The sequence below is a fragment of the Kitasatospora sp. NPDC032121 genome, from assembly GCF_055580145.1.
On record NZ_JBVILX010000003.1, the window covers coordinates 524,034 to 540,842 of the forward strand.

Annotated in this window: 16 protein-coding genes; 5 read left to right on the forward strand and 11 right to left on the reverse strand. The window is 74.8% G+C overall.

From position 1 onward, the window contains the following. Positions 1 to 16: 16 nt before the first annotated feature. The 6 genes from ACZ5OX_RS13210 to ACZ5OX_RS13235 form a co-directional block, all read right to left on the reverse strand. Positions 17 to 1,213: an NUDIX domain-containing protein gene (locus ACZ5OX_RS13210; RefSeq protein ID WP_465629986.1), complete on the reverse strand. Its 1,197-nt coding sequence runs from the start codon at positions 1,211 to 1,213 to the stop codon at positions 17 to 19. Between the two features lie 395 nt (positions 1,214 to 1,608). After that, positions 1,609 to 2,493, reverse strand: coding sequence for an SGNH/GDSL hydrolase family protein (locus tag ACZ5OX_RS13215; protein ID WP_465629987.1), 885 nt, complete (start codon positions 2,491 to 2,493; stop codon positions 1,609 to 1,611). After that, positions 2,468 to 3,766 carry a glycosyltransferase gene (locus ACZ5OX_RS13220; RefSeq protein WP_465629988.1) on the reverse strand — a complete coding sequence of 433 codons (1,299 nt, stop codon included), beginning with the start codon at positions 3,764 to 3,766 and terminating at the stop codon, positions 2,468 to 2,470. The genes ACZ5OX_RS13215 and ACZ5OX_RS13220 overlap by 26 nt, the downstream gene beginning before the upstream one ends. Further along, on the reverse strand, positions 3,763 to 4,980 hold the full coding sequence (locus ACZ5OX_RS13225; RefSeq protein WP_465629989.1) for a glycosyltransferase family 4 protein: 1,218 nt from the start codon (positions 4,978 to 4,980) through the stop codon (positions 3,763 to 3,765). Before ACZ5OX_RS13225 ends, ACZ5OX_RS13220 begins: the two co-directional genes overlap by 4 nt. A 112-nt stretch (positions 4,981 to 5,092) precedes the next feature. Further along, positions 5,093 to 5,281, reverse strand: a complete 189-nt coding sequence (locus ACZ5OX_RS13230; protein WP_449787528.1) for a YegP family protein — start codon at positions 5,279 to 5,281, stop codon at positions 5,093 to 5,095. Positions 5,282 to 5,441: 160 nt separating this feature from the next. Continuing rightward, the gene (locus ACZ5OX_RS13235) at positions 5,442 to 6,107 is read right to left on the reverse strand and encodes a TetR/AcrR family transcriptional regulator (RefSeq protein WP_449807042.1); all 666 of its coding nucleotides are present in this window, start codon (positions 6,105 to 6,107) and stop codon (positions 5,442 to 5,444) included. An 80-nt stretch (positions 6,108 to 6,187) separates the two neighbouring features. Here ACZ5OX_RS13235 and ACZ5OX_RS13240 point away from each other — a divergent pair, with 80 nt between their 5' ends. Continuing rightward, positions 6,188 to 7,081, forward strand: a complete 894-nt coding sequence (locus ACZ5OX_RS13240) for an SDR family NAD(P)-dependent oxidoreductase (RefSeq protein WP_465629990.1) — start codon at positions 6,188 to 6,190, stop codon at positions 7,079 to 7,081. Positions 7,082 to 7,199: 118 nt separating this feature from the next. Here ACZ5OX_RS13240 and ACZ5OX_RS13245 read toward each other — a convergent pair whose 3' ends face one another. Continuing rightward, positions 7,200 to 7,847 carry an HNH endonuclease family protein gene (locus ACZ5OX_RS13245; protein ID WP_465629991.1) on the reverse strand — a complete coding sequence of 216 codons (648 nt, stop codon included), beginning with the start codon at positions 7,845 to 7,847 and terminating at the stop codon, positions 7,200 to 7,202. 199 nt (positions 7,848 to 8,046) lie between these two features. Then, complete coding sequence (locus tag ACZ5OX_RS13250) at positions 8,047 to 9,447, reverse strand: amino acid permease (RefSeq protein ID WP_465629992.1); 1,401 nt, start codon at positions 9,445 to 9,447, stop codon at positions 8,047 to 8,049. A 433-nt stretch (positions 9,448 to 9,880) separates the two neighbouring features. Here ACZ5OX_RS13250 and ACZ5OX_RS13255 point away from each other — a divergent pair, with 433 nt between their 5' ends. Then, the gene (locus ACZ5OX_RS13255) at positions 9,881 to 10,096 is read left to right on the forward strand and encodes a hypothetical protein (RefSeq protein ID WP_049652123.1); all 216 of its coding nucleotides are present in this window, start codon (positions 9,881 to 9,883) and stop codon (positions 10,094 to 10,096) included. A 103-nt stretch (positions 10,097 to 10,199) separates the two neighbouring features. Here ACZ5OX_RS13255 and ACZ5OX_RS13260 read toward each other — a convergent pair whose 3' ends face one another. After that, complete coding sequence (locus ACZ5OX_RS13260) at positions 10,200 to 11,150, reverse strand: deoxyribonuclease IV (RefSeq protein WP_465629993.1); 951 nt, start codon at positions 11,148 to 11,150, stop codon at positions 10,200 to 10,202. 197 nt (positions 11,151 to 11,347) lie between these two features. On the opposite strand from ACZ5OX_RS13260, the gene ACZ5OX_RS13265 reads away from it, so the two are divergent. From ACZ5OX_RS13265 to ACZ5OX_RS13275, 3 genes are all read left to right on the forward strand, one after another. Next, the gene (locus tag ACZ5OX_RS13265) at positions 11,348 to 12,694 is read left to right on the forward strand and encodes a cytochrome P450 family protein (protein ID WP_465629994.1); all 1,347 of its coding nucleotides are present in this window, start codon (positions 11,348 to 11,350) and stop codon (positions 12,692 to 12,694) included. A 423-nt stretch (positions 12,695 to 13,117) separates the two neighbouring features. Further along, a complete protein-coding gene (locus ACZ5OX_RS13270) occupies positions 13,118 to 14,212 on the forward strand; it encodes a right-handed parallel beta-helix repeat-containing protein (protein WP_465629995.1) in 1,095 nt (364 codons plus the stop codon). 61 nt (positions 14,213 to 14,273) lie between these two features. Further along, a complete protein-coding gene (locus ACZ5OX_RS13275; RefSeq protein ID WP_465629996.1) occupies positions 14,274 to 15,308 on the forward strand; it encodes a methyltransferase in 1,035 nt (344 codons plus the stop codon). A 115-nt stretch (positions 15,309 to 15,423) separates the two neighbouring features. Here ACZ5OX_RS13275 and ACZ5OX_RS13280 read toward each other — a convergent pair whose 3' ends face one another. Continuing rightward, positions 15,424 to 16,128 (reverse strand): class F sortase, encoded by a 705-nt coding sequence (locus ACZ5OX_RS13280; RefSeq protein WP_465629997.1) that lies wholly within the window; start codon positions 16,126 to 16,128, stop codon positions 15,424 to 15,426. 103 nt (positions 16,129 to 16,231) lie between these two features. Further along, positions 16,232 to 16,762, reverse strand: a complete 531-nt coding sequence (locus ACZ5OX_RS13285; protein ID WP_465629998.1) for a hypothetical protein — start codon at positions 16,760 to 16,762, stop codon at positions 16,232 to 16,234. Positions 16,763 to 16,809: the final 47 nt, after the last annotated feature.

Sequence of the window (16,809 nt, forward strand, 5' to 3'; positions counted from 1 at the left end):
TCCCCTCCGCGAGTCCTCACCCCCGGGGCGGGTCCGGCTCCACGGCCCGTCCGCGCACCAGCTCGACCGGCCCGCCCGGCCGCGCCCGGGCGGCCAGCGCGGCGGCCGTACGGTCCCAGGAGGGGCCGGTCAGCAGGGTCCGCGCCTCGGCCGGATCGCAGAGCCGCCACTCCACCAGCTCGGCCTCCGGCAGCACGATCGAACCGAGCATCCGCTCCGTCACCGTGCCCCCGTCGAACACGTACACCAGGACGGCGGTGTCCCGGCCGGTCGCCGGGTCCGCCTCCGGGTCGGCCGCCGCACCCGGCTGCCAGTCCAGTGCCAGCAGCGGCCCCGGCTCGACCTCCCAGCCGAGCTCCTCGCGGACCTCCCGCCTGGCCGCCGCCCTGGGCATCTCCCGGTCCGCCTCGACCCCGCCGCCCGGCAGCGTCCAGTACGGCACCCGCCCGCGCGGCCCGTCCCACGGCCGCAGCCGCACCAGCAGCACCCGGCCGGCGTCGTCGGTGAACAGCGCCCGCGCCTTCGCCCGGATGCGGGGCCGGGTGGCGTAGTAGGTGTCCCGGTCCATCGGCGGCTCCGGACGCTCCTCGGCCGACGGCGTCAGCCCGGGGGCGGCGGCCAGCCCGGCGTACGCGGGTACCGGCCCGTCGGCGGGCAGCCAGCCGAGCGTGTGCCCGACCGGCCGGCTGTCCTCCAGTTCCAGCGGCCAGGCCTCGCGCGGCGCCCGCAGACAGGCCGTCATCCGGCGCGACAGCCGTGGCGGCAGCGCGTGCCCGGCCTGCTCCGTCGTCAGCCAGGTCCAGCCGCCGACCTCCGCCGCATCCGGCCGGAACGCCGCGACCTGTTCGGACGTCAGCGGCTCGGCCCAGTACAGGTACACCACGATCGGTCGGTCGCCGTCCCGCAGCAGCGCCCAGTCCACGCCGGCCAGCGGCCCCAGCCGGGGCGTGAAGCCCAACTCCTCGCGGATCTCCCGCAGCGCGGTCTCCCGGGGCGACCGGTCGGCCGGCTCCCAGCCGCCGCCCGGGATCGCCACCGGATGCTTCCGGTCGTACGGCAGCCGCACCACCAGCACCCGCCCCGCCCCGTCGGGGAACAGCACCCCCGCCGCCGCCATGACCTCCCGGCCGCCCGCACCCGCGTTCTCCACCCTGACTCCCTCCGCCGCACCCTCCCCGGACACGACCACCCGGGCCACCCCGATGGTTCCCACCCGACGGCACTCCCGACCGCCACGATCGGGCGACCCGGGGTTCACGGCGGGGACACGCCCGGCCCCTCGACGCAGGCGGGCGGCTCGACGAGCAGACGGCCCGCGAAGCAGCGCAGGCCCTGGCCTCCCCGGGGTGAGCGCCCCGCGCCGGAGCCCCGGCGTGACCGCCCCCGGGCCGCCCCGGCGGGCCCGGGGGCCTGTCGCCTTCGCGGCTCACGCCGTCCTGGTGGAGTCGTCGGCTCAACGCCCGGCAGCTCCGGCCGACTCGCTGGTCCGTCCCTGCGCCGCCCCGGCGGACCAGCCACCCGCATCGGCCGTGAGGGCCCCCGCGGATCCGCTGCCGCCGAAGTGGTGGGGGCCGTGGGGCCGGTGAGTTTCTGCCCCTGCCGCGCCCCTCACCCCAGGGAGGCGAGCGCCTGTGCCGCCGCCCGGGCCATCTGCTCGTCGTGTCGCCCGCTTCCGCCGCGCAGGCGGGTGGCGCCTTCGGTGGCCGCGAGGGCGAGGAGGCCCGGCAGGAGGTCGGTGCTGCGGGCGGCGAGCCAGCGGGTGCCCCGGGTGGCCATCCACCAGAGGTCGGCAGCCAGGGTCGGTGGGGGTTCGGCGGGTGCGGCGGCCGGGGGTGGGCCGAGGGGGTGGCCGGCCTCGGTGAGCAGGTCGTGGAACCGTCGGGCGATCAAGTGGTGGCCCTCGGCGCTGGGGTGCAGGCGGTCCACGCTCAGCAGCCGTCGTTCCGTCAGCCAGGGCAGTTCGGCGATGTGCAGGTGCACCGCCCGGTGGCGTTCGGTGAGGGCGTGCACCACGGTGTTGACCGCCCGCATCCGGCGTGCCAGCGGGCGGGCGAGTGGCGCGGGGAGCCGGAGCAGGCTGCCCGGGTCGGGGAGGCAGGCGGTCAGCAACCTGGCTCCGCGGCCGGAGAGTTCACCCATCGTGGCGTCCAGTTCCAGGGTGGCGCGCCGGATGTCGAAGCCGGTGCGCAGGGTGTCGTTGCCGCCGACCACCACCGCCGCGAGCTGGGGCCGCTGCGCGATCGCCACCGGTAGTTGACGTATCGTCAGTTCCGTTGTGAGCGCCCCGCTGTACGCCAGGTTGGTGAACTCGACGCTCCGCCCCTCGGGCGCCAGCGAGTCGGCCAGGACGGCGGCCCAGCCGCGCCAGCCCTCGCCGACCTGGTCGCCGACCCCCTCCGTGAGCGAGTCCCCGAGTGCGACGAAGCGCAGCAGCTCGCCCGCCGCGGGGTGCTCCCGCGCCGTCCGGTCACGCCCGGCTTCCAGCATGCTCATCCCGACCCCCGTCCACCGCTTCGTCGCCGCGCACGCCGTGCGCCGCCAGGAACGCCGCCACCGCCGCCGGCCAGCCGTACCGCTCGGCCTGCGCCCGGGCGGCGGCCCGCCGCAGTTCCTCCGGCCGGTCCAGCAACTGCCGTACGGCGGAGGCGAATCCACTGCCGGTGTCGACGGCCGCCACCCCGGCGAGGCCGACGAGGCCGGGCAGTGCGGAGGAGCGACTGACCGCCACCGGGGTCCCGCAGGCCAGCGCCTCCATCGCGGCCAGCCCGAAGGTCTCCACCGGCCCGGGGGCGAGCACCACGTCCGCGCAGCCCAGCAGCCGGGCCAGCTCCGCGCGTCCGCCGAGGTGTCCGAGGAAGCGCACCGGTAGCCGTAGCCGGGCGGCCCGGTCCGCCAGTCGCTCCCGCAGCGGGCCGGTGCCGGCCACCACCAGGACGGCGGGCCGCCGTCCGGCCCGCAGGGCGGCCAGGGCGTCGATCGCCCGTTCGGGCCGCTTCTCCGCCGAGAGTCGCGAGCAGAGCACCAGCAGGGTCTCGTCCGGCGCGGCGTACCGTGCCCGCTCGGCCGCCCGTGCGGCCGGCGGCGGTGGTCGCAGCGCGTCCAGGTCCACTCCCAGCGGGGCCCGGACCAGGTTCGGGGTGCCCAGCCGCCGGAACTCGGCCGCCGCCCAGTCGGTGGTGCAGAGCACCGAGTCGTAGGCGCGGGCGGTGGCCGCGTTGACCCGGTCGGCCGCGGCGTCCGCCAGTGGGCCGGGCAGGCCCCGGGTGCGCAGCACTCCGGCGGCGCTCTCGTGCGAGACCATCATCGAGCGCACCCCGTGCCGCCGTGCCCAGGCGCCGGTCCAGCGCAGCGTGGTGCGGTCCGACACCTCCAGCCGGTCGGGGGAGAACCTGGTCAGCTCGGCGGCCACCGCCCGCCGGTCGGTGAGCAGCCGGTAGCCGCCGCTGGCCGGCAGTACCGGGCCGGGCAGGGTGACCACCACGCCCTGCTCGGTCTCCTCCTCGGAGCGCCGCTCCCCGGGGACGATCAGTACCGGGCGGTGCCCGGCTGCCCGGTACCCGGCACCCAGGTGGCGCAGCGCGGTGCGCAGGCCGCCGGAGACCGGGGTGACGAAGTTGGCGAGCCGGACGATCGTCAGGGCCTCACCCGCGCCCGGCGCCGCGCCGGCCTCCGACGCCCGGCCGACCGCCGGCGTCGCACCGTGGGGAGCGGTCGGCGCCCCGGCGTCGGAAGCGGTCGGCGTCTCGCGGTCGGATCCGGAGGTCATGCCGGCAGCTCCTCCGGCAGGACGGACGCCGCCGGCTCGGCCGGCGCGGCGGCGGCCGCCGGCAGAGGCAGCCCGCGGTGCTCCGCCAGCACCTCGGCGTAGTGCCGCAGCAGCAGGTCTCCGACCGCCTCCCAGGTGCGGGCGGTCACCTCGGCCCGCCCGGCCTGCCCGTACGCGGCCCGCCGCGCCGGGTCGGCGGCCAGCTCGGCGACCGCCCGGGCCACCGCCGTGCCGTCCCGGGGCGGCACCAGCAGGCCGGTGCGGTGGTGGGCGACGAGGTCCAGCGGGCCGCCCGCCGCGGGGCCGACCACGGGCACGCCGCTGGCCATCGCCTCCTGGATGGTCTGGCAGAAGGTCTCCAGCGGGCCGGTGTGCACGAAGACGTCGAGGGTCGCGAAGCAGCGCGCCAGCTCGTCACCGGTGCGGCGGCCGAGGAACACGGCGCCCGGCATCGAGGCCTTCAGACCGGGCGCTGAGGGGCCGTCCCCGACGACCACCACCCGGACGCCGGGCAGCGCCGAGGCGGCGGCCAGCAGGTCGACCCGCTTCTCCGGCGCCAGCCGTCCGACGTACCCGACGAGCACCTCCCCGCCCGGTGCCAGCGCCCGGTGCAGCGCCTCGTCCCGGTGCCGGGGGTGGAACCGCGCCGAGTCCACTCCGCGCGGCCACAGCTGCACCCGGGGCACCCCGTGCGCGGTGAGATCCTGGGCGGCGGGGGTGGAGGGTGCCAGGGTGCGGGCCGCGGCGCGGTGCACGGCCCGGATCCGCCGCCAGGCGGCGGCCTCGCCGAGGCCCCGCCCGGCCCGGTAGGCGTGGGCGTACCCGGCCAGGTCGGTCTGGTAGACGGCCACGGCGGGCACCCCGAGCCGTGCCGCGACCTGCATCCCGCGCGCGCCGAGCACGAAGGGGCTGGCCAGGTGGACGATGTCGGGCCGGTGCCCGGCGACGGCGGCCGCCAGCTGCCGGCTGGGCAGTGCGATCCGCACCTGCGGGTACCCCGGCAGCGGCACCGACGGGATGCGCACCACGGGAATCTCCCCGGCCGAGTGCCCGCCGAAGGTCTCCGGCGGGCACTCGGCGCCCCGTGCCGGGGCGGGGGTGACGACGAGGGGCCGGTGGCCCCGGCGGACCAGGTGCTCGGCCGTCCGCAGCACGCTGTGGGCGACTCCGTTGACCTCGGGCGGGAAGGATTCGGTGACGATGACGACGCGCATGCCGATGTTCTGTCCGCGTCCGGCGTGCACCCGGCCAAAGGGATCTGTCGTGGAGGCGAACGCGGGTCGGCGATTTGCACCACCGACCCGCGTCCTCGGAAAGCCCGGCCCGTCACACCGATCCGGCGGTCTCCTTGAGCTCCGCGTACGGCGCGAGCTTGCGGATCGACTCGATGCTCTTGAGGCAGTCGTCCTTGCTCTCCTTCGGGTCGCCGGTCACCACGATCGCCCCGTTGCTCGCCTTGAGCCGGAACCGGTGCATGCCGCCCTCGTCCACGAACAGCTCGAATTTGCCAGCCATGTTCAGAATCAGCCTTCCGCTCGGATGACCCCCTGACACCGCACCGTAGGCTCAAATCCCTTGCGCGGCACGTCAGATGATCCATCCGAGTGCACACAGCGGCGGCCCGGAACGGGTGCCGGCCCGGGCGGACGGGGCGGGCGGACGGGGCGGGCCGCGCTCAGCTCCGTCCGGTGGCCAGCCCGGTGATGGTGGCGGTCAGGATGCGGGTGAGCCGGGGTTCGACCTCGATGACGGCGTGGGCCAGCCGGGGGTCGGAGCGGTAGAGGGCGGCGACTTCGCTGCCCGGGTTCGCGATCTGCCACATGGCCCCGGCCAGCGAGACGGCGGTGGCGACCAGGTCGACGACGTCCTGCTCGTCCAGGGCGGGCAGCTGGGCTCGGACGGCCGCGCTGATCGGCACGCGGGCGGCGAGCGTGGCGAGTTTGAAGTCGCGTACGGCGTCGAGCGAGACGTTGCGTTCGAGGTTGAGCGGTGCGTGGGCGAGCAGGTCGCAGAACATCCCGCGGGCTGCGAGGGTGGAGGCGAACGCCCCGGCCACGGCGGCCGGGCCGGGTTCCGTGGTCTTCCGCAGCCGTGCGGTGAGGGCGTCCGACCACTCGGCCCAGCCTTCGGCGGTCAGCCGCAGGAAGATCTCCTCGCGGGTCTCGAAGTACCGCAGCAGCGCCGACTTGTGCATCCCGACGGCCGCGGCGATGTCGGTCAGGGTGATGTCCCTGATGCCCTGCTCACGGCCGAGCGACCGCGCCGCCGCCAGGATCGCGGCCTCGCGCCGGCGCTTGGCCTCGGGTGAGCGCGCCCGCTGGAACTCCGATGCTTCATCCACTCACTCATGGTAGGGCAACGCCGTTGCCGTAATACCGCAACGCTGTTGCGCTAATAACGCAACGGTGTTTTACTAGCGGCATGGAGCAGAACACGGAGCAGGGCACGGAACAGACGTGGTTCATCACCGGCAGCTCGCGCGGCTTCGGCCGCGCCCTCGTCCGCGCCGCGCTGGAAGCCGGCGACCGGGTGGCGGCGGCCGCCCGCAAGCCCGAGCAACTCGCCGACCTCGTCGAGGAGTTCGGCGACCGGATCCACCCGATCGCGCTGGATGTCACCGACCCGGCGGCGGCCCGCGCGGCCATCGCCGAGGCGCGGGCCGCCTTCGGCCGGATCGACGTGCTGGTGAACAACGCCGGCTACGCCAACGTCTCGCCGATCGAGACCACCGAGGACGCGGACTTCCGCGCCCAGTTCGAGACCAACTTCTGGGGCGTCTACCACGTCACCAAGGCCGCGCTCCCGCTGCTGCGCGAACAGAAGGGCGGGCTGGTCGTGCAGTTCTCCTCGGTGGGCGGGCGGGTCGGCGGCTCGCCGGGCATCGCCTCGTACCAGGCCGCGAAGTTCGCCATCGACGGGTTCAGCCGGGTGCTGCGCACCGAGACCGCGCCGTTCGGCGTGCGGGTGCTGGTGGTCGAACCCAGCGGCTTCCGCACCGACTGGGCCGGCTCCTCGATGGTCGTCCACGACGTCCCGGAGGGCTACGAGGAGACGGTCGGCGCCATGAACCGGCGGATGCGGCAGGGCGGCGCCGGCGCCGCGGGCGACCCGGTGCGCGCCGCCGAGATCCTGGTGCGGGTGGCCAAGCGCCGCGACGTCCCGCACCACCTGCCGCTCGGGGTCAACGCGGCCGAGGGCTCGATCGCCATGGACCGGCAGCTCCTGGCGGAGGACACCAGGTGGCGCGAGGTGGCCCGCTCGGCCGACTTCGCCGAGGCCTACCCGGTCGCCTTCCCGCCGGACTCGACCGACTGACCGGTTCGACGGTCGACCGGCCCGGGGCCGGCTGCCCCGAGCACCGGTCGACCGGTCCGACGCGCACGGCACCGCGGCCCGGCGCGGGGTGAGTGCCGGGCCGCGGTGGTTGCCGGGTTCAGCAGTTGTCGAGGATGCCGGTGAGCGCGGTCTTCTCGGCGTTGTCCACGCTGAGGCCGTAGTACTGCTTCACCTGCACCCAGGCGCGGGCGTAGGTGCAGCGGTAGGGGGCCTGGGGGAGCCACTCGGCCGGGTCGCGGTCACCCTTGGAGCGGTTGCTGCTGGCGGAGACCAGCAGCAGCTGGGGGCGGGTGACGTCGTTGGCGAAGGCCTGGCGCCGCGCGGTGGTCCAGGACCAGGCGCCGGAGGCCCAGGCCTCGGAGAGCGGCACCAGGTGGTCGACGTCGAAGGAGGAGGCGTTGGTGGTGGTCGCGCCGTCGTACGGCGAGGACCAGTTGCCGCTGGTGGACTTGCAGGAGGTGTCGGTGACGACGTTGCCGCCGTCCCGCTTGACGACCCACTCGCGGGTGTCGCAGGTGCCGCTGATGGTGATCCAGGTCGGGAACAGCGTGCGGTCGTAGGTGTCCCCGTGGGTCTCCGCGGTGGCGGGCATCGCGGCGAGGTAGCTGCGGGCGGTGGCGGCGGAGATCGGGGTCGGCAGGGCGGCCTGGGCGGGGGTGCCCGCCGTGACCACGGTCACGGCGGCGAGGGCGGCGGCGGCCGGTATGACGGACAGGAACCGGCGCGCGGGTGCGGTGGGGGCCATGGCGGACGCTCCATCATCAGATCGGATGAACTGCTGAATTGCGTGCGCCAGTGTGGCGATCCCGTCACCTACGCGGGTAGATCGGGGAAGTGAAATCCTCGTGGATATTGGACGCGCACCGGACAAGTCCGGTGCGCGTCACGGTGGTTCATGTTGATGTGTCCGGTTTTCCGGCCGCTGCCAAGGTGCGGCCGGGCGTTCAGTCGCGGCGGCGGCCCGCCATCCAGACGTAGACCAGGACGCCCGCGAACAGGAACAGGACACCCTGGTAGACGGCGGCGTAGCCGGCTCCGGCGACGAGCCAGAGCGAGAAGCCGAAGGCGCCCAGGCCGAGGACGGCGTCCCGCACCAGCCGTCCGCGGTCGACCCGCTCGCCGGCCCCGCGCACCAGCCAGTACAGCTGGGCGGCGGTGGAGAGCAGGTACGGCACGGTGGCGGTGAAGGTGGTGACCAGCACCAGGATCTCGAAGGCGCCCTTCGCGCCGCTGGCGAAGTTGATCACGGTCAGCGCCGAGGCCAGGGAGACGCCGACCACCACACCGAAGGTCGGCACCCCGCGCCGCTCCTTGCCGAAGGCGGCGGGGAACAGGCCGTCCTTGGCGGCCGCGTACGGGGCCTGGGCGGAGAGCAGGGTCCAGCCGTTCAGGGCGCCGGCCATCGACACCAGCGCGGCGACCGCGATCACCGTGCCGCCCCAGGTGCCGCCGAACATGGCGTCCACGGCGTCCGAGAACGGCGCGCTGGAGTGGACGAGTTGCTCGTGCGCGACGGTGCCGAACACCGCGACCGTGCCGAGCAGGTACACCGCCGCCGCACCGGTGGTGCCGAGCACGCTGGCCCGGCCGACGTTGCGCTCCGGATCACGGACCTGGCCGGCGCTCATCGCGGCCGACTCCACGCCCAGGTAGCTGAAGAGCAGGATCGCCGCGGCGGCGGACATGCCGCCCGCCCAGCCGTGGCCGGTGGCATCGAAGGGACCGAGGTTCTTCGGGTCGAAGAAGAACAGGCCGCCGATCGAGACCAGCACCAGCGGGATGAACTTCAGCACGGTGGAGACGAGTTGGACCGCCCCGACGTAACGGGTGCCGGCCAGGTTGGCCAGCGCCGGCAGCCACTGGAAGGCCAGCGCGGCGGTGATCTCCAGCGGGATGGAGTGGTGGAGCGGCAGCAGCACGTCCAGGTACCCGACGGCGGCCACGGCCAGCGCGGCGTTGCTGACCCAGGTGGTGATCCAGTACGACCAGGCGGACAGGAAGCCGGCGAAGTCCCCGAAGGCCTCGCGGGCGTAGACGTACGGTCCGCCGGTGCGCGGACTGCGGCGGGCCAGCTGCCCGAAGACCAGCGCCAGCGCGATCGCGCCGACGGTGAGCACCGCGAAGGCGAGCAGGCTGACCGTCCCGAACGGGGCCACGGCGGCCGGGATCATGAAGATGCCGCCGCCGATGATGTTGCCCATCACCAGGGCGGTGGCGGTCGTCAGCCCGAAGCGGCGGCTGTTCTTCTGGGGCGTCGGGCCCGGGGGCGCGGAGCCGACCGGCCCCGGGGTCTCCGGAATGCTCGGTCGAGCCGCCTGCGGGGGTGCGGCGGGACTGGTCTGCATGAGGGTGGTGCGCCTTTCGTGGTCCTGCTCGCTCCCGGTGGAGCGCCATGGAGCGACTTTTCATGCTCGGATGAGGCTGGACCGTGCGCCAAATCGCCGGGATTTGTTCAGTTCGCCCGGTCCGTCACCGCAAGTCTTGCGGTCGCGGGGCGCCCGGACGGGCACTCGTCCGGCGCCCTCCGGCAGGCCGTTCGATCGGATTCACGGATGTACGCCCGGATTCGTCCGGTGTGCGCCCGGGTTCGCCCGGCCGGGGGAGTTGCCTCACCCGAATGCCTCAGCCCGGTTGCGGCGCGTGCCCTGAGGTGCGGGTTCGTGTGCAAGCGTGGGCCCGGCGCCTCCCCGGTGGGGCGTCGCCCGGGCCGTCGGGCGGCCGGTCCGGCCGGCCGGGGGCGCGGGTCCGAGGACCAGAGACGAACCAAAAGGACATCAGATGTCGCTTCGTGGGAAGATCCGCAAGCTCGCCGTGATCGTCGCCGTGGCCGGTGCCGTGGTGGCGGTCCCGACCTCGGCCATGGCGGGGGGCTTCGCTCCGACGCAGTCGGAGGGACAGAGCCTGGAGTCCGGCAGCGCGGGCGTCGGCCTGTTCGGCCCGCACGCCACCTGGTTCAACTTCGCCGAGCACGGCGAGAGCGACTGCGGCTGCTGATCTCCTCAGCTCCCCGAGCCCGGAGGCCGTCCGTCGGCCTCCGGGCTCACGGCTGTCCGGCCGCGGCCCTGCGGCCAGGCGATGGCTGTCCGGCCACGCGGTCTCAGACGCGGACCGCCGCCCGGTCCCGCAGCTCCTTCAGCACCGCGATGTCCATCGCGTGCCCGGTGCCGTCCCCGCCGTGCTTGCGGTCCGGGGTCTCCACCACCAGCGGCACCCCGGCCGTCTCCGGGTGCTCGAACAGCTCGCGGAACGGCTCGGCGCCGATCATCCCGGCCCCGATGTTGGCATGCCGGTCCTTGCGGGCGCCGACGACGTCCTCGGAGTCATTGGCGTGGATCAGCCGCAGCCGGCCGGGCCCGGCCGCGGCGGCCAGGGCGTCCAGCGCGGCCGTCACCCCGCCCGGCTTCGCCAGGTCGTGCCCGGCGGCGAAGGCGTGGCAGGTGTCCAGGCAAACTCCCACCTTGGGGTGGTGGTCCAGCGCCTCCACGTACTCGGCCAGCTCCTCCAGCCGCGAGCAGAGCGAGCTGCCCTGGCCCGCCGTCGGCTCCAGCAGCAGCCAGGGCGCGTCCTCGCCGAGCTTGTCCAGCTCCTCCAGCAGCGGCCGGACGTCCGCCCGGACCTGCGCCATCGCCTCGGCCCGGCGCGAGCCGCCGCCGGGCGCGGTGCCGACCGCCGAGCCCGTGTGCAGGACGACGCCGAGCGCGCCGATGGCGTGGCCGCGGCGCAGCGAGTGCCACAGGGAGTCGGCCGAGCGCTCCCGGGTGGCCGGGCTGTCCGAGCCGAAGTTGATCAGGTACGGGGCGTGAACCCAGGCCGGGACGCCCTGTTCGGCGCAGGCGGTGCGGAACTCCTCGTCCTGGGCCGGGTTGCCCGGGGGAGTGGCCCAGCCGCGCGGGTTGGCCACGAACACCTGCACCGTCTCCGCGCCGACCCGGTCCGCGTACGCCAGTCCTGTGCCCGCCAGCCCGCGACCGGCCACCGGGACGTGGGCGCCGATCGGGTTGCGGAGGGCGGCGACGGAGGGTACGGGCGGCACGGGCACGGTGGTCATGGCCCCGAGCATGTCACGCGCCCGGACGCGGTCGTAGGGCGGTCCAGGTCAGGGGCCCGGAGGCCGGGCTCCCGGCGACCGGAGAAACGATCCGCTGTCCCCGATCGAGTGAATCCGGCCCGGAAACCGGAAACCGTGTCCCCCGGCTCCGTCACGATCCGTGACCAAGGGACCTCACGACTCCTGAGGAGGCAGCCGTGACCGCCGCCGAGCCGGCCGAGACCGTCGACCTGCGCGCCGACCACCTGATCCGCGACCCCTTCGCCGCCTTCGCCGACCTGCGCGAGCGCGCCCCGCTCGCCCGCGCCAGCATCCCCGGCGTGGAACCGTTCTGGATCGCCGTCCGCTACCAGGACGTCCGCACCGTGCTGTCCGACCCGCGCTTCGTCAACGACGTGAACGCCGTCGACGGCGCCGCCCCCGGCGACCTGCCGTCCGACGGCCCCGCCCCCGACGACCTGGCGCCCGACGACGTCGCCGCGCCCGTCCCCGCGCACCGCACCGAGCAGGTCTGGCGCGCCCGCGGCATGCCGCCCGAGTGCGCGAAGTACCTGCGCGCCGGGGTCTTCGGGGCCGACGGCGCCCGGCACCGCCGGATGCGCGGCCTGGTGCACCCCGCCTTCACGGCCGGCGCCGTGGAGCGGCTGCGGCCCAGGATCGAACGGCTCGCCGCGGAGTACGCCCGGGCGCTGCCCGAGCACGCCGGCCCGGACGGCGTGGTCGACCTGGTCGCGCACTTCGCCTACCCGCTGCCCGTCGCGGTGATCTGCGAGCTGCTCGGCATCCCCGAGGCGGACCGCCCGCAGTGGCGCCGCTGGAGCTCCTACCTCGGCCGGGGTGCCGGGCCCGGCCTGGACGAGGCGCTGCGCGCCATGGTGGCCGCCGCCCGGGAGTTGGTCGAGCGCCGCAGGGCCGAGCCGGCCGACGGCCTGGTCTCCCGGCTGGCCGGCGCCGAGGGCGACACCCTCGCCCCGGTGGAGACCGTCTCGCTGATCCTCAACCTGATCGTGGCCGGCCACGAGACCACCGCCACCCTGATCGGCAACGGCACGGCCGCGCTGCTCGCCCACCCGGAACAGCTGGAGCTGGTCCGGGCCGACCCGGGCCTGCTGCCCGCCGCCGTCGACGAGCTGATGCGCTGGTGCGGCCCGACGATCGGCGGGGTGCCGCGCTACGCGACGCAGGACCTCACCCTGGCGGGCACCCCGGTCCGCAAGGGTGAGGCGGTGATGCCGATCCTGGCGGGGGCCAACCACGACCCGCGGGCCTATGCCGAGCCGGAGCGCCTGGACGTCTGCCGGGCGGGCGGGCCGGACCGCGCCGGGCACCACGAGGCACACCTGGGCTTCGGCCACGGCACCCACCGCTGCCTGGGCGCGGTGCTGGCGCACCAGGAGGCGGTGGTCGCCTTCGGCACGCTGCTGCGGACGTACCCGGAGCTGGCGCTCGCCGTCGGGCCGGAGGCCGTCGAGCGCGGACCGAACCCGGCCGCCTGGCACCTCGCCGCGCTGCCCGTCCGCCTCGGGCCGCAGGCCGCGACCTGACACACGCGACATAGCCGACGCACCCGACGCGCCCCACCGCTGCCCGCGGTCGGGCGCGTCGCCACATCCGCCCCCACCCAAGTTCCACCCAAGCTCCACCCAAGGCCCACCCCAAGGCGCTTCCCGCCGCCCGCCCCCGTCGCACGCCCGCCCCCGCCCCCGCGCCACGCCCGGCGCCCCCGCCCCCGCGCCACGCCGGGCCGTCCCACATCCGGTCGACGCCCCGTTCAGCCCCGCAGCCCAGCCCTGGTGGCGGGCCCACCCGGCCGCCCATACGGTCGACACGGCCGCACCCACCGGCCGTCCCCGCCCGCGCACAGCGCGTCAGCACACACCGCCGGACCGTGCGGGAGGCCACGACACATCCGCACGAACACCGCGCGCGCCGAAAGAAACGCGCCGAAAGAAACCAGGTCACCACTCATGCCCACGCGACGGGTCCACCACCTCGCCGCGGCCACCGCCGCCGCCACCGCCCTGACCACCGTCCTGGCCACCGTCCTCACCACGCTGGCCGCCGCCCCCGCGGCCCACGCCGACAGCGGCCTCCCGATGCACTTCGTCCACCCCGGCGAATCGATTCAGCAGGCCGTCGACGCCGCCAGCCCCGGCGACACCGTCAAGGTGCTCCCCGGCACCTTCCACGGCAGCGTCCGCATCACCACCCCCGGCCTCACCCTGCTCGGCTCCGGCGTCGACACCGTGATCACCCCCGGGGACGGCACCGAGAACGCCTGCGCCACCGCCGGGCACGGCATCTGCGTGGTCGGCACCGAGGAGCAGCCGCTGCCCGACGTCACCATCGACAGCCTCGCCGTCACCGGCTTCCGCAAGAACGGCATCGACGCCAGCGGCACCACCGGTCTGACCGTCAGCCGCACCTACGTCCACGACAACGCCCAGCAGGGCATCAGCCAGGAGATGTCCACCCGGGCCGCCATCCGCGACAACCGCTCGACGGACAACGGCCAGTCCGGCGTCTTCCTCGCCAACTACGCCTATCGCGAGGGCGGTTCGCCCGACACCGGTGGCACCGTGGTCGAGGGCAACGAGCTGACCGGCAACCGGGTCGGCGTCACCGTCCGCCGGCTGCGCGGGCTGGCCGTCCAGGACAACTGGATCAGCGGCAACTGCGCCGGCGTCTTCGTGGTCGGCGACGAGGGCGTGCCCCGCGCCGGGGACCTCGACGTCCAGCGCAACACCGTCGTCGCCAACAACAAGTCCTGCCCGGCCAACCCGCGCCTGGGCGCCATCCAGGGCGCCGGCATCGTGCTCACCGGCACCGAGGACGTCCGGGTGACCGACAACGAGGTCCGCGACAACACGGGCACCTCGGACTTCTCCGGCGGCATCGTCCTCTTCAGGAGCGTCGTCGGCGTCTCCAACGCCCGCGCCGTGATCACCGACAACACGCTGAGCGGGAACGACCCGGCCGACCTCGCCGACCGCGACTCCGGTGCGGACAACACCTTCGCCCACAACACCTGTGAGCGCTCCGAGCCGGACGGCCGCTGCTGAGCCCCGGCACCCCCTCGCCGCCCGCCGCCCAGGAACTCCAAGGACCCGAGGAAACCCAGCCATGACCACCGCAACCGCCCACACCACCTCCCAGGCCGCGATGCGCCTGCGCGAGCTCGTCTTCGGCGCCGCCTGCGCCGCGGCCGTCCGCGCGGCCGCCCGGCTCGGTGTCGCCGACGTGCTCGGCGACACCCCGACCAGCGTCACCGACCTCGGTGTCGCCCTCGACACCGAGCCCCGCCAGCTGCGCCGTCTGATGCGCGCGCTCGCCTGCTACGGCATCTTCGCGGAGAGCGGCGACGACCGCTTCGAGCACACCGAGATGTCCCGGCTGCTGCGCGAGGACGCCCCCAACTCGCTGCGCTACATCTCCCTCTGGTGCACCGAGCCGTGGACGTGGGAGGCCTGGCCGAAGCTGGACGAGGCGGTCCGCTCCGGCCGCAACGTCTTCCCCGACCTGTTCGGCAAGGAGTTCTTCGAGTACCTGCACAGCGACGCGGGCGACTCGGCGAAGGTCTTCGACAAGGCGATGACCACCTCCAGCCGGCAGTCCGCCGAGGACTTCGCCGAGTACCTGGACCTCACCGGCATCGACTCGGTGGCGGACATCGGCGGCGGCCAGGGCCATGTGCTGGCCAGCCTGCTGGAGAAGCACCCGGCGCTGCACGGCACCCTGCTCGACCTGCCCAAGGTGGTGGCCGGCGCCGATCCCCGGCTCCAGGACGGCGGCGTCTTCTCCGCCCGGGCCCGGCTGGTCCCCGGCGACTGCCGGGTGGAGATCCCGGTCCACGCCGACCTCTACATCATCAAGAACATCCTGGAGTGGGACGACGACAGCACCCGCCGCACCCTCTCCAACGTGGTGAAGGCGGCCGGTTCCGGCGCCCGCGTCGTGGTCGTGGAGAACCTGGTCGACAACAGCCCGTCGATGCGCTTCACCACCGCCATGGACCTGATGCTGATGCTCAACGTGGGAGGTGCCAAGCACTCCGAGGAGAGCATGGTCGGGCTGATGGCCGAGGCCGGCCTGACGGTCACCGGGGTCTGCCCGGTCAACCCCTATCTGCACGCCTTCGAGGCCGTCGTGAACGGCTGAACCGCCGCCCCGGCGTACGCCCCTACGCGCGTACGGCCGCACGACCGCCGGCCCCCGGCCCCTGGATTCCCCGGGGGCCGGGGGCCGGCGGTCGTGCACGCGCGGCCGGCCCGGGTCACCCGGGGTGCGAGGACTCCAGGTGGGCGAAGACCACGACGTTGTCCAGGTAGTCCCGCCGCTTCTTGTCGTACGTGCCGCCGCAGGTGATCAGCCGGAGCTGGGCGTCGGGGGTCTTGCCGTACACCTTGGCGTCGGGGAAGTCCTTCTTGGCGAAGGTCTCCACGGAGTCCACCGAGAACACCGCGACCGTCCCGTCCGCGCGACTCACCTCGATCTTGTTGCCCGGCAGCAGGAAGCTCAGCAGCAGGAACACCGCCGGGCCCTTGGAGGTGTCCACGTGCCCTGCGACGACCGCGCTGCCGCGCTCGCCCGGGCTGACGCCGTCCCGGTACCAGCCGACCAGGTTCTTGTCGTTCGGCGGCGGCGCGTTCAGCTGGCCGGCCGGGTTGAGGGCCAGTTCGGTGAACGGCGCGTCCACGGCGATCTGCGGGATCCGCAGCCGGGTCGGCTTGGCGCGCTTGAGCACCGGCGCCTGTGACGTCGTGCCCGGGGCCTGTGACGTCGCGCGCGGGGCCGTGGCGGCGGCGGAAGGCCCGGGGACGGCCGCCGCGGCGGCCGCCGGGGGAGCGGGCCGGCCGTCCTGCGCGCCGGCGTTCGGCCCGGTGTCCACCGAGTTGTAGATCAGCAGCAGCCCGACCGCCGCCGCGCCCATTCCCGCGCGCAGCAGCCGGGGCATTCCAGAGGCGGGAGCGCCCGTCATTCCTGTCCTCCGATCGACCGGTTCCGCAACGGCCCGCCGCCCCCGGCGCGCCCGCCCCGTGCGGGGCGGGCGCCCGGAGGCGGCGGAAGCATGGCGCCGGGGGTCAGGCGACCGCGCCGGAGGAACGGCGGCGGCGCAGGGCGAACGCGCCCGCCCCGAGCCCGCCGAGCAGCAGCACCGCGCCGGAGGCGAGCCCGCCACCGGACAGCGCCAGGCCGCCGCCACCGGTGTGCACGCCTCCGTGCGGGCTCTTGTGGTCCTCGCCCTTGGCCTCGGAGCCCTTGTGCTCGCCGGAGCCCTTGTGTTCGTCGGAGCCCTTGTGGTCCTCGCCCTTGTGTTCGTCGGAGCCCTTGTGGTCCTCGCCCTTGCGATCGTCGGAGCCCTTGTGGTCCTCGCCCCTGCGCTCGTCGGAACCCTTGCGCTCCTCGGAGCCACCCCCCTTCCTGTCGTCGTCGCCCTTGGAATTGCCGGAGTTCCGCTCGTTGTCGGAGGCCCTCTCGGACTTGTCCTGCTTCTCCTGCCAGGTGAGGTTCTTGCCCTGGTCGGCGGCTCCGTCGGCGAATGCGACGGGGGTGCCGACGGTGAGCGCGGCGGCGACTGCCGCCCCGGCGAGCAGCGTGCGTGCAGAACGCATGAGGATGATCCTTCCGGCGCGCAGGACCGCGACTGTCCGACACGGTG

What these genes read in the sequence shown, in the direction of transcription:
- ACZ5OX_RS13255 (WP_049652123.1), top strand. Translation starts at nt 9,881, where the DNA reads ATGTCGCTTCGTGGGAAGATCCGCAAGCTCGCCGTGATCGTCGCCGTG.
- ACZ5OX_RS13275 (WP_465629996.1), top strand. Translation starts at nt 14,274, where the DNA reads ATGACCACCGCAACCGCCCACACCACCTCCCAGGCCGCGATGCGCCTG.
- ACZ5OX_RS13285 (WP_465629998.1), bottom strand. Translation starts at nt 16,762, where the DNA reads ATGCGTTCTGCACGCACGCTGCTCGCCGGGGCGGCAGTCGCCGCCGCG.
- ACZ5OX_RS13280 (WP_465629997.1), bottom strand. Translation starts at nt 16,128, where the DNA reads ATGACGGGCGCTCCCGCCTCTGGAATGCCCCGGCTGCTGCGCGCGGGA.
- ACZ5OX_RS13220 (WP_465629988.1), bottom strand. Translation starts at nt 3,766, where the DNA reads ATGACCTCCGGATCCGACCGCGAGACGCCGACCGCTTCCGACGCCGGG.
- ACZ5OX_RS13260 (WP_465629993.1), bottom strand. Translation starts at nt 11,150, where the DNA reads ATGACCACCGTGCCCGTGCCGCCCGTACCCTCCGTCGCCGCCCTCCGC.
- ACZ5OX_RS13250 (WP_465629992.1), bottom strand. Translation starts at nt 9,447, where the DNA reads ATGCAGACCAGTCCCGCCGCACCCCCGCAGGCGGCTCGACCGAGCATT.
- ACZ5OX_RS13225 (WP_465629989.1), bottom strand. Translation starts at nt 4,980, where the DNA reads ATGCGCGTCGTCATCGTCACCGAATCCTTCCCGCCCGAGGTCAACGGA.
- ACZ5OX_RS13245 (WP_465629991.1), bottom strand. Translation starts at nt 7,847, where the DNA reads ATGGCCCCCACCGCACCCGCGCGCCGGTTCCTGTCCGTCATACCGGCC.
- ACZ5OX_RS13240 (WP_465629990.1), top strand. Translation starts at nt 6,188, where the DNA reads ATGGAGCAGAACACGGAGCAGGGCACGGAACAGACGTGGTTCATCACC.
- ACZ5OX_RS13215 (WP_465629987.1), bottom strand. Translation starts at nt 2,493, where the DNA reads ATGAGCATGCTGGAAGCCGGGCGTGACCGGACGGCGCGGGAGCACCCC.
- ACZ5OX_RS13270 (WP_465629995.1), top strand. Translation starts at nt 13,118, where the DNA reads ATGCCCACGCGACGGGTCCACCACCTCGCCGCGGCCACCGCCGCCGCC.
- ACZ5OX_RS13230 (WP_449787528.1), bottom strand. Translation starts at nt 5,281, where the DNA reads ATGGCTGGCAAATTCGAGCTGTTCGTGGACGAGGGCGGCATGCACCGG.